Source organism: Streptococcus sp. CP1998, from assembly GCF_041026655.1.
GTDB classification, from domain to species: domain Bacteria; phylum Bacillota; class Bacilli; order Lactobacillales; family Streptococcaceae; genus Streptococcus; species Streptococcus dentalis.
The window spans coordinates 1,410,757-1,427,563 of sequence record NZ_CP163380.1 but is presented as its reverse complement, the minus strand read 5'-3'; the positions used below and the strand labels follow the sequence as shown (position 1 = coordinate 1,427,563).

At 40.9% G+C, this 16,807-nt stretch carries 11 protein-coding genes and 2 pseudogenes; 8 read left to right on the top strand and 5 right to left on the bottom strand.

The features are described from left to right. Positions 1 to 118: 118 nt before the first annotated feature. Positions 119 to 1,468 carry a glutathione-disulfide reductase gene (gene gorA, locus AB4X21_RS07295; protein WP_369087738.1) on the bottom strand — a complete coding sequence of 450 codons (1,350 nt, stop codon included), beginning with the start codon at positions 1,466 to 1,468 and terminating at the stop codon, positions 119 to 121. A 179-nt stretch (positions 1,469 to 1,647) separates the two neighbouring features. Here gorA and AB4X21_RS07290 point away from each other — a divergent pair, with 179 nt between their 5' ends. The 4 genes and pseudogenes from AB4X21_RS07290 (at position 1,648) to lysS (ending at position 6,579) form a co-directional block, all read left to right on the top strand. Further along, positions 1,648 to 2,805 (top strand): efflux RND transporter periplasmic adaptor subunit, encoded by a 1,158-nt coding sequence (locus tag AB4X21_RS07290; protein WP_155126284.1) that lies wholly within the window; start codon positions 1,648 to 1,650, stop codon positions 2,803 to 2,805. Further along, entirely contained in the window at positions 2,789 to 3,484 is a 696-nt protein-coding gene (locus AB4X21_RS07285) for an ABC transporter ATP-binding protein (RefSeq protein WP_151378635.1), read from the top strand. Before AB4X21_RS07290 ends, AB4X21_RS07285 begins: the two co-directional genes overlap by 17 nt. Continuing rightward, a pseudogene (locus tag AB4X21_RS07280) lies at positions 3,484 to 4,817 on the top strand (ABC transporter permease). Before AB4X21_RS07285 ends, AB4X21_RS07280 begins: the two are co-directional and overlap by 1 nt. A 271-nt stretch (positions 4,818 to 5,088) precedes the next feature. Then, entirely contained in the window at positions 5,089 to 6,579 is a 1,491-nt protein-coding gene (lysS, locus tag AB4X21_RS07275) for a lysine--tRNA ligase (protein ID WP_003016025.1), read from the top strand. Positions 6,580 to 6,615: 36 nt separating this feature from the next. Here the strand turns inward: lysS and AB4X21_RS07270 are convergent, their stop codons facing one another. The 3 genes from AB4X21_RS07270 to AB4X21_RS07260 all read right to left on the bottom strand — a co-directional run bounded on the left by AB4X21_RS07270 (position 6,616) and on the right by AB4X21_RS07260 (position 8,748). Beyond that, entirely contained in the window at positions 6,616 to 7,239 is a 624-nt protein-coding gene (locus AB4X21_RS07270; protein ID WP_320910542.1) for a histidine phosphatase family protein, read from the bottom strand. Positions 7,240 to 7,261: 22 nt separating this feature from the next. After that, on the bottom strand, positions 7,262 to 7,735 hold the full coding sequence (locus tag AB4X21_RS07265) for an aminoacyl-tRNA deacylase (RefSeq protein WP_320910543.1): 474 nt from the start codon (positions 7,733 to 7,735) through the stop codon (positions 7,262 to 7,264). Positions 7,736 to 7,875: 140 nt separating this feature from the next. Further along, the gene (locus tag AB4X21_RS07260; RefSeq protein WP_369087737.1) at positions 7,876 to 8,748 is read right to left on the bottom strand and encodes a GH25 family lysozyme; all 873 of its coding nucleotides are present in this window, start codon (positions 8,746 to 8,748) and stop codon (positions 7,876 to 7,878) included. A 248-nt stretch (positions 8,749 to 8,996) separates the two neighbouring features. On the opposite strand from AB4X21_RS07260, the gene AB4X21_RS07255 reads away from it, so the two are divergent. The 4 genes and pseudogenes from AB4X21_RS07255 (at position 8,997) to tpiA (ending at position 15,495) form a co-directional block, all read left to right on the top strand. Beyond that, entirely contained in the window at positions 8,997 to 10,238 is a 1,242-nt protein-coding gene (locus AB4X21_RS07255) for a cell division peptidoglycan polymerase FtsW (RefSeq protein ID WP_003002538.1), read from the top strand. A gap of 38 nt (positions 10,239 to 10,276) precedes the next feature. Continuing rightward, positions 10,277 to 13,102, top strand: coding sequence for a phosphoenolpyruvate carboxylase (ppc, locus tag AB4X21_RS07250; RefSeq protein ID WP_320910544.1), 2,826 nt, complete (start codon positions 10,277 to 10,279; stop codon positions 13,100 to 13,102). Positions 13,103 to 13,380: 278 nt separating this feature from the next. Then, the gene (gene tuf, locus AB4X21_RS07245; RefSeq protein ID WP_031574016.1) at positions 13,381 to 14,577 is read left to right on the top strand and encodes an elongation factor Tu; all 1,197 of its coding nucleotides are present in this window, start codon (positions 13,381 to 13,383) and stop codon (positions 14,575 to 14,577) included. Positions 14,578 to 14,741: 164 nt separating this feature from the next. Further along, a pseudogene (tpiA, locus tag AB4X21_RS07240) lies at positions 14,742 to 15,495 on the top strand (triose-phosphate isomerase). Between the two features lie 74 nt (positions 15,496 to 15,569). On the opposite strand, the gene AB4X21_RS07235 reads toward tpiA, so the two are convergent. Then, entirely contained in the window at positions 15,570 to 16,805 is a 1,236-nt protein-coding gene (locus AB4X21_RS07235; protein ID WP_369087736.1) for an aminoacyltransferase, read from the bottom strand. Positions 16,806 to 16,807: the final 2 nt, after the last annotated feature.

Genomic DNA, 16,807 nt, shown 5'->3' with positions numbered 1-16,807 from the left:
AAAAATGTTTTATCTGTGAAATTTTAAGTGTTTTACAAAAATCAGATAAATGAAAAAGGACTATTGTTTATTAAAATAGTCCTTTTAGCTTAAAGTGTAACAACTTCAAGCTTATGTTTTATCTCATTGTCACAAATTCTTCAGATCCGGTTGGGTGAATGGCGACAGTTGCATCGAAATCGGCTTTTGTCGCTCCCATCTTGATAGCAACTGCAAATCCTTGGATCATTTCATCGACTCCGTAGCCAAGACCATGAAGGCCAACGACCCTTTCCTCGGGACCAGCAGTGATGAGTTTGAATTTTGCTTGCTGGCGGTGTTGGGTTACAGCAGTGTACATGGAAGCAAATTGAGAAGTATAGACTTTGATATTCTCTTTACCATAAGTTTGCTGGGCTTCTTCCTCTGTTAAGCCAACGGTTCCGATAGCAGGGTGAGAAAAGACAACGGTTGGAATGTTTGTATAATCCATTTTGAAATTGACTTTTCCATTGAATAGTCGTTCAGAAAGAGTGCGTCCAGCTTTAATAGCGACAGGAGTTAATTCTTTTTCTCCTGTAACATCCCCAAGAGCATAGATTCCTGGAATAACTGTATTCTGGTATTCATCCACTGCAATGAATCCTTTTTCATTTAAGGTGACGCCTGCAGTTTCTAGATTGAGATCCTGGACGTTTGGTTTTCGTCCTGTTGCCCAGATCACATGATCTGCCACGTGGCTGGTCATATCCTCAAAATAAATCTTCACACGACCGTCTTCTAATTTTTCAAGCTTCATGGGAACCTTATGTTTGTGAAGCGGAAGGTTTTGTTTTTCCATTTCTTCCATTAAGCCATCGACAATGTAGGAATCAAAACTGCGTAAAACCCGATCTTTTCGGATGAAGAGGTCTGTTTGGACTCCTAAATGGTGGAGCACGCCAGCTAGTTCCACCGCGATGTAGCCAGCCCCAATAATGGCAACGGAACTTGGCAGTTCTTCCCAAGCAAAGACATCGTCAGAAGTTTCGCCAAATTCAGCTCCAGGAACAGAAGGAATATGAGGATGGGCTCCTGTCGCAATTACGATATGCTTGGCCTTAATGGTTTCTCCATTGACCTCAACCGTATGAGCATCTACAAAACGAGCACGTCCTTCAATTCGTTCAACCCCATTGCGTTTGAAACTGCCATCATAGGAATTACGGGAACGGTCAATATAGGCTTCGCGATTTTTTCTTAAGGTTGCAAAATCAAATCTTGTTTGTTCAGAAGTAAATCCATAGTCTGGTCCATAATCGCGAATAGCTTCTGCAATTTGTGCACCATACCACATAATTTTTTTAGGCACACATCCTCTGTTGACACAGGTACCACCCAGTTGTTTTTCTTCAATGACGGCAGCCCGAGCTCCGTGCTCCCCAGCCCGGTTTATCGTAGCGATTCCTCCACTACCTCCACCGATTGAAATAATATCAAATTCTTTCATGTTTTCCTCCAAAATAGGATTTCAGTTTGATTGTAATATCAACTGTTACAAAAGTCAAGGGTTTAGCATGTTAGCAAGCTTTAAAATTTCATTTTGTCGTGTCAATTTTAGATAGAAAAGTAAGGAAATGTGGTATACTATGGTATAGAATAAAACGCTTTCTTTGATGGAGAAAAACGATGAAGAAATTGAAAAAATGGCAACTATTTACAGCTGCAGGTGTAGCAATTGCGGTGATTGGAACAGGAAGTGTGATGGTGTTTTCGCACCCAAGTACGCCTGATCAAGCAGTCACGAAAGAAACTCCAATGGTGCAAACGGTCAAGGATGGATCGATCGCTTCTTCGGTCTTGCTAACTGGAAAGGTCACTGCCAACCAGGAACAGTATGTCTATTTTGATGGAACCAAAGGGGATTTGCAGTCGATTTTGGTCAATGTAGGAGATCAAGTAACGGCTGGTCAGCCAATTGTTCAGTATAGCAGTACGGAGGCCCAAACAGCTTACGATGCAGCCGTTCGTGCTGTCAATAAGGCGGATCGTCAGCTAAATGATTTGCTGACAAATGGTGTGACTATTGATACCACAGGGGATGAAGAAGCAGATGCCAAGTTAGCTTCACAGACCCAACGAACAGTCGATTCTCAAGCTAGCGATTTACGAGATGCCTTGTCTGATGCGGTTGATAATATGAACAAGGCTAAGGCTCTTCTGGATGCGACAACCGTAAAAAGTAATACAAATGGTACCGTAGTCGAAGTCAATAAAGATGTTTCAAAATCGACTACAGGGACCAACCAAACTCTGGTTCACATTGTGAGCAACGGAAATTTACAAGTTAAAGGGGAATTGTCTGAATACAATTTGGCCAATATCTCTGAAGGTCAGGAAGTGATTCTCACTTCCAAAGTCTATCCGGATAAAACCTGGACAGGAAAAATTTCTTATGTAGCCAACTATCCGACTGACGCTGGTCAAGCAGGTGCTAATGCAGCAGGTGGAACACAAGGAAGCGGTGGTGCCAAGTACCCATTCACAGTGGATATTACCAGTGAGATTGGGGAACTCAAACAAGGCTTTTCTGTTAATATTGAAGTCAAAAGTTCTACTCAACATCCTCTTGTTCCCGTGACAAGTGTCATGGCTGATGGGGATACAAGTTATGTATGGACGGTCGAAAATGGCAAGGCTAAGAAAGTAAAAGTAACGCTTGGTAACGCCGATGCTGAAAACCAGGAAATCTTGTCAGGCTTGAAGAAAGATGCTCAAGTTATTGTGAATCCTAATGAGAAACTGGAAGATGGAAAAGAGATCGGAAAATATGACAAAATTGATTGAACTAAAAGGAATCAATAAAACCTATAAAAATGGGGATCAGGAACTTCGTGTCTTAAAAGATATCGATTTAGAAGTCGAAGAGGGAGAATTTGTAGCCATTATGGGTCCATCTGGCTCAGGAAAATCAACCTTGATGAACGTCATTGGCTTGTTGGATCGGCCGACCAGTGGAGAGTATTTCCTAGAAGGTCAGGAGGTTGGAAATCTCAGTGAGAAAAAATTAGCACGTGTTCGAAATGAACAGATCGGTTTTGTCTTTCAACAATTCTTTCTTCTCTCCAAGCTCAATGCCTTTCAAAATGTAGAACTGCCTCTCATTTATGCGGGAGTTCATCCTGCTAAACGGAGGGAATTAGCTGAGCAGTACCTTGAAAAGGTGGAGCTCCATTCTCGCATGCACCATTTGCCTTCAGAACTCTCAGGAGGTCAAAAACAGCGGGTTGCGATTGCTCGAGCTCTTGTCAATCAGCCAGCCATCGTCTTAGCAGATGAGCCGACTGGAGCCCTAGACACCAAGACGGGGGAGCAAATAATGGACTTGTTAACCAAGCTAAACCAGGAAGGAAAAACCATTATCATGGTTACACACGAGCCAGAAATTGCAGCCTTTGCGCATCGTCGCATCGTCATTCGTGATGGAGTGATCTCCTCAGATAGCAAGCTGGAAAGGGGGACCTAATGCAAAATTGGAAATTTGCGATCAGCTCGATTCTGAGCCATAAATTACGGTCTTTCTTGACCATGGTGGGGATCATTATTGGGGTTGCTTCTGTCGTTGTCATCATGGCTCTGGGAGATGGTATGAAGGCTGGTGTCACCAAGACCTTCACCAAGGACCAAGAGTATGTACAAATCTCTTATTCTCCGAACAAGAGTGGCTATGTGACAGGAATCAATATTGGCCCTTCTGAGGATACAGGAGAAGGTGGAGGCGAAAGTGGCCCTGCAGCTGAAGACCGAGGGATGGCTGCTCCATCGGATATCGATGGGGAAAACGCTGAAGATATTGATGGTCAAGTTCAAGAAGCACCACCAGTTGTGCAAGAATCTTGGGTTAAGGAATTAACCAAGATTCAAGGAATTGATGGTTACTATGTTGGCAATACCTCCAATGCAACCATTGCTTTTCAAAAGAAAAAAGCAGAAGGGGTAAACATCCAAGGGGTAAATGAAACCTATTTTTCTGTCAAAAAGGTTGAGCTCTTATCTGGACGAAAATTAACCCCTTCAGACTATAGTAATTTTTCACGGGTGGTGCTTCTGGATGAAGGCTTAGCTCAACAATTATTTGGAACGGAGAATCCACTGAATCAGGTGGTCTCTGTTGGGGATAACAATTATCGCGTCGTTGGTATTTTCAAGGATCCAAATGCAGGGACAGCCCTCTATGGAGCTTCTTCAGGTGGCAGTGCCTTGATGGCAAATACTCAGCTGGCCTCTGAATTTGGAACGGATGAAATTCAAAATATTGTCGTCCATGTGCCAAATGTGAAGCAGATTAAAACCGTTGGGATTGAGGCTGCTCAAAAGTTAACAGAACTTTCAGGTGTTCGCCAAGGAGAATTTCAAATCTTTAATTTGGATAGTATCCTAGAGGAAACCAACAAAGTAGTGGGAATTATGACGACAGTGATTGGTGCCATTGCAGGGATTTCCCTCTTAGTTGGTGGGATTGGAGTCATGAATATCATGTTGGTTTCTGTCACCGAGCGGACGAGAGAAATTGGTCTTCGCAAAGCATTGGGAGCAACTCGGGGTAAGATTTTGGTTCAATTTTTGATTGAGTCGATGGTTTTGACCATCATTGGAGGTCTGATTGGACTTGGACTTGCTTATGGGGTGAATAGCTTGATTACTACACTCGCGACCTCCTAGAAGGACCACCGATTATTTCCTTAAATGTCGCCATCGGCAGTATTATTTTCTCTGCTTTTGTAGGCATCATCTTTGGAATTTTACCAGCGAATAAGGCTTCTAAGTTAAATCCGATCGAAGCACTGCGTTATGAATAAAAAAATAGGAGCGTGTCAGGATGAATGGTTCAAGATTCTCCACGCTCCTTTTTGATGCTGTTGTGGAATAGCTTGTCGAAACCTTTTCAATCATCTCGTCTTATACAGGTCAAGCTATTTAGGTAGTCAACAACGGTCTTCAGATATTTTTGAGTATTCATTCAAGAAGCTGCATTTTTTCTTCCATCATATTTTTGTTTAATTGGTAAATATTAGTGAATTTCTGCTCTAAATATGATAGAATAGGGGAGAATAACTTAGGAGGTTCCAAATGACTACTGAACATATGGAAGAATTAAATGACCAGCAGATTGTCCGTCGTGAGAAAATGGCGGCCCTTCGTGAACAAGGAATCGATCCATTTGGAAAACGATTCGAACGCACTGCAAATTCAGGTCAATTAAAAGAAAAATATTCAGAATTAGATAAAGAACAACTCCACGACTTGAACGAAACAGCTATTATTGCCGGTCGTCTCGTAACCAAACGTGGAAAAGGAAAGGTTGGCTTTGCCCATCTTCAAGACCGTGAAGGTCAAATTCAGATCTACGTTCGTAAGGATGCAGTTGGAGAAGAAAACTACGAGATCTTCAAAAAAGCAGACCTTGGTGATTTCCTTGGTGTTGAAGGGGAAATCATGCGCACAGACATGGGTGAACTTTCGATTAAAGCAACTCATATCACTCACTTGTCAAAAGCCCTTCGTCCTTTGCCTGAAAAATTCCACGGACTTTCAGACGTTGAAACCATCTATCGTAAACGTTATTTGGATTTGATTTCAAATCGCGAAAGCTTTGAACGCTTTGTAACCCGTTCAAAAATCATCTCTGAAATCCGTCGTTATTTAGATGGTCAAGGATTCCTTGAAGTGGAAACACCAGTGCTTCACAATGAAGCTGGGGGTGCGGCTGCCAAACCATTTATCACTCATCACAATGCACAAAACATTGACATGGTGCTTCGTATCGCGACTGAGCTCCACTTGAAACGTTTGATTGTTGGTGGGATGGAACGCGTTTATGAAATCGGACGGATCTTCCGTAACGAAGGAATGGATGCTACTCACAACCCTGAATTTACTTCGATAGAAGTCTACCAAGCTTACGCTGACTTCCACGATATCATGGACTTAACAGAAGGTATTATCCAACATGCTGCGAAAGCGGTCCATGGTGATGGTCCAATTGACTATCAAGGAACAGAAATCAAAATCAACGAACCATTCAAACGGGTTCACATGGTTGATGCGATCAAAGAAATCACAGGTGTTGACTTCTGGCAAGACATGACCTTTGAAGAAGCTGTAGCACTTGCAAACGAAAAACATGTACCGGTTGAAAAACACTACACAGAGGTGGGACAAATTATCAATGCCTTCTTCGAAGAATTCGTTGAAGAAACCTTGACGCAACCAACATTTGTTTACGGTCACCCAGTAGCAGTATCTCCATTGGCTAAGAAAAATCCAGAAGATCCACGCTTCACTGACCGTTTCGAACTCTTCATCATGACCAAAGAGTATGCCAATGCCTTCACGGAATTGAATGATCCAATCGATCAATTGCAACGGTTTGAAGCGCAAGCGCGTGCCAAAGAATTGGGAGATGACGAAGCTACAGGCATCGATTATGACTATGTTGAAGCCCTTGAATATGGTATGCCACCAACAGGTGGACTTGGAATTGGTATTGACCGTCTCGTTATGTTGTTGACAAATGTAACAACAATTCGCGACGTCCTTCTCTTCCCAACTATGAAATAAGCTAAAAGAAAACACTGATCGCAAGATCAGTGTTTTTTAGTCTTCCATATAAGAAGTGTCGTTCCAAGTGTCTAAGTGATAGTGCTCAAAATCATCTGTTGTCAAAATCGTCACGCTGGCATTGTCTAGTCCGCCATTTTTGCGGAGTTCTCCTGTTTCATAACCAAGCAAGGTTCGAATAGAAGCTGTCAAATTAGCTCCGTGTCCAACGATGAGAACGGTATCGAGCTCTTTTCCGTTCAAGTTTTTTACAAAATCACAGGTACGTTTGGTCGTTTCATAGACAGATTCTGCATCAAAGATTTCATTTTGAAAGCATGCTAAGTTATGCCGAAACGCAGCCATTTGTTGGGGATAGATAGCCGAAATGGTAGAAATTTTAGCTCCTTCTAGTTTTCCCAAATTCCACTCACGAAGAGCAGATGTTACTTGTAATTTTAGAGGTATCTCCAATTGATCGAGGATGATCTGTGCGGTATGGACTGCCCGTGGCAGATCACTTGCAAAGACTGCATCAAAAGGAACAGTAGCTAGATGCTTTCCTAATTTTTCAAGCTGATGAATGGAGGCTGGCAACAACGGAGAATCGCCATTTGATCCTTGAAAACGTCCCTCTTCATTCCATTCTGTCCGTCCGTGTCGAATAAAATATAGTTTCACGATCTTGTCTCCTTCTCCATCTTTATTCCAAAATATCAGCAAAAGTCGCCTTGACGAAGTCTGCTAGAAGTTGTGGTTTGATTTGAATACTATGGCCAATTTCCCCAGCAGATACGATCATGGTTTCTAACTGAAGGGCTGATTTATCAATAAAGATAGGAAAAGAATGCTTTTGATGAATGCCCACTGGATTATTGGCACCATGAATATAACCCGTTGTTTTTTCAAGATCTTTCTGAGGAATCATAGCCACTTTCTTATTCCCCGATAATTTGGCTAACTTTTTTTCTGATAAATGCTCTGTAATAGGAATGATCCCAATCACGGGACCCGTTTTATCCCCTTTGAGAGCTAGGGTTTTGAAAATAGTAGAGCGATCAATTCCTTCTGGTAAGATCCCTTCTAAAGCGTTGATTTGTAAGCCTATGTGCTCAATTTTTGCTTTCGTCAAGATCTGCTCGACCAAGGTTTTTTTCACTTTATTTTTTTTTGCCACGGCTTTCTCCTTTTCTCTTTTTCTCTACAAAATCAGATTTCACTAGACCATTATAACATATAATAGCGACAATATTGCCTTCTCCTTAAAAATAGAAAACAGCAGAAAAAGTGAAGATCACTTGATCTGCTGTTTTAAGGCTATGAGGAAGAGCCATCTTTTTGTACCTTGAATAGTTTCCGATAAATCGCTTCTTGGTCTTGCGTCGGAACAATTTGGTTGAGATCCAAGTAGTGTGAGAATCCATTTAATTGCCCTTGAGAGGTATATTGATGCAAGTCGTATTCCGTGTTGGTATCTGGCGCGGCATTATAGTAGCCATCATCAAATCCATAAGTAGGAATCCAAAGAGCCGTAAATTTATCAGTGGAGATACTATGTTCTTCCATGAAGTAGGTTCCGATATAGAGTCCAATATTTTTTGCACCCAAAGCTTGTAGTTTTGCTCGGAAAGCTTCAACACCTGCGTTCATATCCTTCATGGTTTTTTCCTCAACGTCTAACCAATAGTAAGTCGGTTTGTAAGGAGAAGCAGCCTTGTAAAATTCTTCTGCTTCTTTTTCCATTTCTTTTTTATCCTTAGCAGCGACATAAGCATAGACTGCGACAGGGATATTTCGTTTTTGGAATTCTTGGATATGGGTTTTATAAGATTTATCCAGACCATTTAAGTAGGTTGCCGCATTTTCCTTTTTAGCTTGAGCCCCACTATGGACACGAACGATCACACCACCTACATTTCTGGAGAGGATATCGTAATCAATTTCGCTTGGCAATTGCCAGCCTGAGATATCAATGATCGGGCGGCCAACTAGTTCTGGATTGATGTCTTCTTTTTTAGAAGAAGAGCTTGCAGTGGTTGTTTTTCGAGGTGTATTGGAGTTCGGAATCGTTTGTGTTGTTTCTTGTTGCTCTCTTGCTTGCATATCAGCAATCGTTCGTGAAAGAACGAGAAAAGAAATGAAACCGATAAAAAAGACTAAGAGAACAACGGGTTTTATCCTTTTTCTCATACAAAATCATTTTACCGTAAATAAAACGAAAAGGCAAAACTTAATGCTTAAAAGATCACGATTTCAGCCATTGTTTTCAAAAAAAAGGAATCTTTTCATCAAAAAAGGATAAAAATATATGAAAATAAGAAGAATCATTAGAATATTTCTTGAAAATGGGGAAGAAGCCGAATCTTTTCTAGCCTTTCCTTGGTTTTGCTTCTTAAAAATGATATAATGGAGGTTGAACATTAGGAATATGGTGAATTATGAAAATTGAAAAAAGACATCTTTTAAATTATTCCATCCTCATTCCCTATTTGATTTTATCTATTATTGGTTTGATTGTAGTCTATTCGACAACAAGTGCCTTGGCAATTCAAAGTGGAGTGAGTTCGATTCGAATGGTACGGACACAGGGGCTCTTCTTCATCTTTAGTCTCCTAACCATTGCCTTGATTTATAAATTTAGCCTAGACTTCCTGCGAAATAAAAAAGTATTAGCTTTTGTCATCTTTATTGAGGTGATTTTGTTGATCTTGTCTAGGTTTATCACGGATACGGTCAATGGAGCTCACGGTTGGTTGACGATTGCAGGAATGTTTAGTATCCAGCCAGCAGAATACCTCAAGGTGATCTTAGTCTGGTATCTGGCCTTGATTTTTTCTAAACGACAAGATGAAATCCGTGATTATGATTACCAAGCCTTGACGCACAATGAATGGATTCCAAGAAATTTAAACGATTGGCGTTGGCTGACCTTGATTCTGATTGGAATCGTTGTGATCATGCCGGACTTGGGAAATGCGACGATCTTGGCCTTAACGGTCTTGATCATGATTACGGCTAGTGGAGTTGGCTACCGTTGGTTTACCTCACTACTTGCTTTAGTTGTTGGAGCATCGTCCATTGTCCTTGGTTCAATATGGATCATCGGTGTGGACCGTGTCGCTAAAATTCCAGTCTTTGGTTATGTAGCCAAACGTTTTAGTGCCTTCTTTAACCCCTTTAATGATTTGTCTGGCGCAGGTCACCAATTAGCTAATTCTTACTATGCCATGAGTAATGGTGGTTGGTTTGGCTTGGGGCTAGGAAATTCCATTGAAAAACAAGGTTACTTACCAGAAGCGCACACAGACTTTGTGTTTGCGATTGTGATTGAAGAATTAGGTTTTGTTGGAGCTAGCTTGATTCTTGCTCTCTTATTCTTCTTAATTCTTCGGATCATTTTAGTCGGTATTCGAGCAAAGAATCCTTTTAATTCGATGATGGCCATTGGGATCGGTGGGATGATCTTAGTGCAAACCTTCATTAACATCGGAGGTATTTCTGGTTTGATTCCGTCTACAGGAGTGACCTTCCCCTTCTTATCCCAAGGGGGAAATAGCTTATGGGTCTTATCCATAGCGATTGCTTTCGTTTTGAATATCGATGCTAGTGAAAAACGGGCCAAGATGGAACAAGAAGGCATGGTTTTTGAAGAAAAAGGTAAAATCAAACCTTATTATTAAAAGGGAATTGTTGAATGGCTATTCAAAAAGGAGAAAAAATGGTCTTACAAAAATTAGAGAACTTCACAAATAAAGATATTATCAAAGAAGAAGCCGAAATTTTAACTAATTTATTAGATGATATTACGAAAAATTTGGTTCGTCCGGAAACCTTTGATAAAATTACGCAGTTGAAGGATCTATCAAAAACACAGAACTATCGTGAGTTGAATCAACTAGTGGAACAATTGACAAATGAAGAAATGACAGTGATTTCACGTTATTTTGCTATTTTACCACTCTTGATTAACATCTCAGAAGATGTCGATTTGGCCTATGAAATCAATCATTTGAATAACGTGGATGGTGAATACCTCGGAAAACTTTCTTCAACGATCAAGGAAGTTGCAAAAAATGAAGATGCACAGGAAATTCTTGAAAACCTCAATATTGTACCTGTTTTAACAGCCCATCCAACTCAAGTGCAAAGAAAAACCATGCTGGATCTAACCAATCATATTCATGCTCTTCTTCGTCAGCACCGGGATGTTAAAGCGGGTTTAATGAATGAGGATAAGTGGTATAACAACCTTCGTTGTAATATTGAAATCATGATGCAAACGGATATGATTCGTGACAAAAAATTGAAGGTTACTAATGAGATCACCAATGTCATGGAATATTACAATAGCTCTTTCTTACAAGCTGTTCCAAATCTTATGTTGGAATACAAACGCTTGGCAAAAGAGCATGGATTAGAGCTTGAACAACCACGTCCGATCACAATGGGCATGTGGATTGGGGGAGACCGGGACGGGAATCCGTTTGTAACAGCTGAGACCTTAAAGCGTTCAGCAACTATTCAGAGTGAAGTCATTTTGAACTATTACATCGAAAAGATTTCTAAATTATACCGTCATTTCTCGCTTTCAACGAGTCTTTCTAAAACAAGTGAAGCAGTAGCTGAAATGGCAGCCCTATCAAGTGATACATCTGTCTTTCGTGAAAAAGAACCTTACCGTCGGGCTTTCCACTATATCCAGTCAAAATTGATTCAAACCTTGGTCAATTTAAAAGAATGGACGATGGTTGGGGAAACTAGAGAAGATCGTTATGCTGTCGAGAGGTTATTAGGAGCAAATGCTCATCAACAAGGGCCAGTTTCTGATTATATCGGCAATCGTATTTCTGGGGCTCTAAAGAAAATTTCTGAGAAAGAGTCTCCAGCTTATGCATCAGCTCAAGAATTTAAAGAAGACCTTGAAAAGATCAAAGATTCCTTGTTAGAAAACAAATCAGAGTATTTAATTTCTGGTGAGTTTGCAGAACTTCTAGAAGCCATCGATGTTTTTGGATTCTATCTCGCCTCTATTGATATGCGCCAGGATTCGAGTGTACATGAAGCCTGTGTGGCAGAATTACTGAAATCAGCAGGGATTAATGACCACTATTCTGATTTATCAGAGGATGAAAAGTGTCAAGTTCTCTTGAAAGAACTTTTAGAAGACCCACGTATTTTATCAGCAACCCATGCTGAAAAATCTGAACTGCTTGAAAAAGAATTGGCGATTTTCCAAACGGCCCGTGAATTGAAGGATCGTTTAGGAGAAGAAGTCATTCGTCAAAACATCATTTCTCATGCAACAAGTGTGTCAGATATGTTGGAATTGGCTGTGATGTTGAAAGAAGTGGGCTTAGTCGATACGGAAAAAGCTCGCGTTCAAATCGTACCGTTGTTTGAAACGATCGAAGATTTGGATCATTCAGAAGAAACCATGAGAAGTTACTTGTCTCTTCCAATTGCCAAACGTTGGATTGCTTCTAAGAACAACTACCAAGAGATTATGTTAGGTTACTCTGATTCCAACAAAGATGGTGGATACTTGTCTTCTTGTTGGACCCTCTTTAAAGCCCAACAACAATTGACCGCTATCGGAGATGAGTTTGGAGTGAAGATTACCTTCTTCCATGGTCGTGGTGGTACTGTTGGCCGTGGTGGAGGTCCTACTTATGAAGCCATCACTTCTCAACCATTGAAATCCATTAATGACCGTATCCGCTTAACCGAGCAAGGGGAAGTAATCGGCAATAAATATGGAAATAAAGATGCTGCCTACTACAACCTTGAGATGCTGGTTTCGGCAACCATTAACCGAATGATTGCCGAACAAAAGAGTCCATTCTCTATGTTTGATCGTTTCGGGGAAGTCATGGATAAAGTCGTGAATCGCAGTTACGATATCTATCGTGATTTGGTCTTTGGAAATGAGCACTTCTATGATTACTTCTTTGAATCAAGTCCGATCAAAGCAATTTCAAGCTTTAATATTGGTTCACGTCCTGCTGCTCGAAAGACCATTACTGAAATCGGTGGTTTGCGTGCTATCCCATGGGTCTTCTCATGGTCACAAAGTCGGGTGATGTTCCCTGGTTGGTACGGAGTAGGTTCTAGCTTTAAGGAATTTATCGATGAGGATCCTGAGAATATCGAAACCCTTCGGTACATGTATAAAAACTGGCCTTTCTTCCAATCTCTCTTGTCAAATGTGGACATGGTCTTATCCAAAGCCAACATGGACATTGCTTTTGAGTACGCGCAATTGTGTGAGGAAGAAGAAGTCCGCAATATCTATCAGATCATCTTACATGAATGGCAATTGACGAAGGACATCATCTTGATGATTGAAGAACAAGACGAGTTGCTCGCTGAAAACCCTTATTTGAAAGAAAGTTTGGATTATCGGATGCCGTACTTTAACGTCTTGAACTATATTCAGTTAGAATTGATTCGACGTCAACGGACCGGCCAATTATCAGCTGATCAAGACAAGCTAATCCATATCACCATCAACGGGGTGGCAACAGGATTACGTAATTCAGGTTAAAAAAATCGGAACGTCTGTTCCGATTTTTTCTGCTCTGAAACAAAGAGATAGAAGATGCTTAATGAGCTTGAGTAGACGATTTTAAATGAGAATTTTCAAAGCTAGAACAGGATCTTTCAGCAAGAGGACAAAATAAAAGAAAAGAAGAGGAATAATTAAGAAAATATAGGTAAAAGGCTTGCAATTTCATCTAAAATTCGATAGAATAGTAAGGAAAGTTAGACTGTATTGCCTACTGTCTATCTATAAAATATATTTTATTGGAGGCTTTTACTCAAATGGCAAAAGAAAAATACGATCGTAGTAAACCGCACGTTAACATCGGTACAATCGGACACGTTGACCACGGTAAAACTACCCTAACTGCAGCAATCACAACTGTTTTGGCACGTCGCTTGCCTTCATCAGTTAACCAACCAAAAGACTATGCGTCTATCGATGCTGCTCCAGAAGAACGCGAACGCGGTATCACTATCAACACTGCACACGTTGAGTACGAAACTGCTAAACGTCACTACGCTCACATCGACGCTCCAGGACACGCGGACTATGTTAAAAACATGATCACTGGTGCCGCTCAAATGGACGGAGCTATCCTTGTAGTAGCTTCAACTGATGGACCAATGCCACAAACACGTGAACACATCCTTCTTTCACGTCAGGTTGGTGTTAAACACTTGATCGTCTTCATGAACAAAGTTGACTTGGTTGACGATGAAGAATTGCTTGAATTGGTTGAAATGGAAATCCGTGACCTTCTTTCAGAATACGATTTCCCAGGTGATGACCTTCCAGTTATCCAAGGTTCAGCTCTTAAAGCTCTTGAAGGTGACTCTAAATATGAAGACATCATCATGGAATTGATGGATACTGTTGATGAGTACATCCCAGAACCAGAACGCGATACCGACAAACCATTGCTTCTTCCAGTCGAAGACGTATTCTCAATCACTGGACGTGGTACAGTTGCTTCAGGTCGTATCGACCGTGGTGTTGTTCGTGTCAACGACGAAATCGAAATCGTTGGTATCAAAGAAAAAATCCAAAAAGCAGTTGTTACTGGTGTTGAAATGTTCCGTAAACAACTTGACGAAGGTCTTGCAGGGGATAACGTTGGTGTGCTTCTTCGTGGTATCCAACGTGATGAAATCGAACGTGGACAAGTTATCGCTAAACCAGGTTCAATCAACCCACACACTAAATTCAAAGGTGAAGTTTACATCCTTACTAAAGAAGAAGGTGGACGTCATACTCCATTCTTCAACAACTACCGTCCACAGTTCTACTTCCGTACAACTGACGTGACTGGATCTATCGAACTTCCAGCAGGAACTGAAATGGTAATGCCTGGTGATAACGTGACTATCGACGTTGAGTTGATCCACCCAATCGCCGTTGAACAAGGTACTACATTCTCAATCCGTGAAGGTGGACGTACTGTTGGTTCAGGTATGGTTACTGAAATCGAAGCTTAATTCGATCTAGTTCCCAGATTAACAATTATATAGACAGACAGAAAACCCCGTGAAGACGGGGTTTTTATTTTGGTAAAAAGTAAAATGAGCTTGTGCAACCTTTCATTATGACGAAATTTATGGTAAAATAGATAGTATAAAATTAGAAAAAAGAGGTATGTGAAATGTCACGTAAACCATTTATCGCTGGTAACTGGAAAATGAACAAAAATCCAGAAGAAGCAAAAGCATTCGTTGAAGCTGTAGCATCAAAACTTCCTTCAGCTGATCTTGTTGAAGCTGGCATCGCGCTCCTGCAGTTGACTTGACAGCTGTACTTGTGCGCTAAAGGTTCAAACCTTAAAGTTGTCTTGCACAAAACACTTACTTTGAAAATGCTGGTGCCTTCACTGGTGAAACTAGCCCACAAGTTTTGAAAGAAATCGGTACTGACTACGTTGTGATCGGTCACTCAGAACGTCGTGACTACTTCCACGAAACTGATGAAGACATCAACAAAAAAGCAAAAGCAATCTTTGCGAACGGTATGCTTCCAATCATCTGTTGTGGTGAAAGCCTTGAAACTTACGAAGCTGGTAAAGCGAGAATTCGTAGGGGCTCAAGTTTCAGTCTCTTGCTGGATTGACTGCAGAACAAGTAGCTTCAACAGTAATCGCCTACGAACCAATCTGGGCTATCGGTACTGGTAAATCTGCTTCACAAGACGATGCACAAAAAATGTGTAAAGTTGTTCGTGACGTTGTAGCTGCTGACTTTGGTCAAGAAGTGGCTGACAAAGTACGTGTTCAATACGGTGGTTCAGTTAAACCTGAAAATGTTGCTGAATACATGGCTTGTCCAGACGTTGACGGAGCTCTTGTAGGTGGTGCATCACTTGAAGCTGAAAGCTTCTTGGCATTGCTTGACTTCGTTAAATAATGACATATAAAAGGCGAGAGGTTTCTCGTCTTTTTTATAGTAGAAAAGACCAGCTTCAAAGCTGGTCTTTTGAGTTAGGAACGTCCTAATAGTTTCTTAATGAGAGAAATCATTTTGTATTTCAGAGGACTTGGGTAATAACGGAAGGTCCCCATCTTACGGACGATGTAGCCGTTGAAGTTTTGTTTGAAACGAAGCACACCGTCTGACCCGTCAAAGATTCCTTGAATACCTAGGAAGTTATATCTTGGGATACCACGTTTGATGGTTTCAAGCATCATATATTCCTGGAGAACAGCAGGAGCATAGAACTTATTAAATTCTGTATAAGAGCCACTGAATAAATAGGTGGATTCTTGTGGCATATAGACGAAGAGGCTACCTGCAAGAATGACGTCTTGATCTCCATATTTTTCAATATATTCTTTCGCGTCCTTCTTTCTCACCTCAAAGGTATCAAACTGGCTAGAGAATTCACGAAGTTGATTTTGTTTTTTTTCTGAATTGGGGTTGACTTCAAGATCCTTCTGTAATTTCTCAATCTTCTGTGCTAGTTTTCCTTGGTCTTTTTCAAGATTCGTGTAGTAATGGTGGAAGTTCAGTGTTGCGATCATGAAATCTGCATTGTCGCCAAAACTGTCATAGAAAGTTTGGTAATAATCCAAGGTTTTATCCTGATAGTCGCGACGGTCACTGGTAGAGGAAGTAATATCCTTAAAGAGTTGCAGTTCATCTCGGTTTAATCGTTTCAGTTCAATACCGAAAGATTTGGCTTTTTTGACAAGTGGCTTTCCTTTTTTACTGAAGCTCTTGAGAAGATTTTTTTCGGTGATACCCTCCATATCTTTCACATAATGCCAATCACCTTCTCCACCTGGATAACCTGTTGTTAAACCATCATGCTGATAGCCCAATTTTTTTAGGGTATCCATGAAATGGGTTTGCTCTTCACTGGTTGGATTGCCGTCACTGTCAAAAGTTTGATAGGTATCATAGGGCTTAATAACGAGTTCAATAGCCCCATTTTCTTTCGCATAGTCTTTTAAGGTTGCATAGAAAGGTTCTAGCATAGCTTCCTCTTGGTAAAGGGGGCCAGAATTGATTTCCATGTGGAGACCTCCTGTCATAGGAAGACTGTACAAGATCGCTGCCACTTGGACTTGATCTTCTTGTTCCCAAGCGATAAATTGGACCGTGTTTCCTCGCTTTTCAAGCAGATCTGCCATTTCAGCAGACTGGATAAAAGAGCGATGGGAGACAGTATTTGCAAATGAGGTAAATTCTTCTTTTGAAATTGTCGTAAGAGTCATGT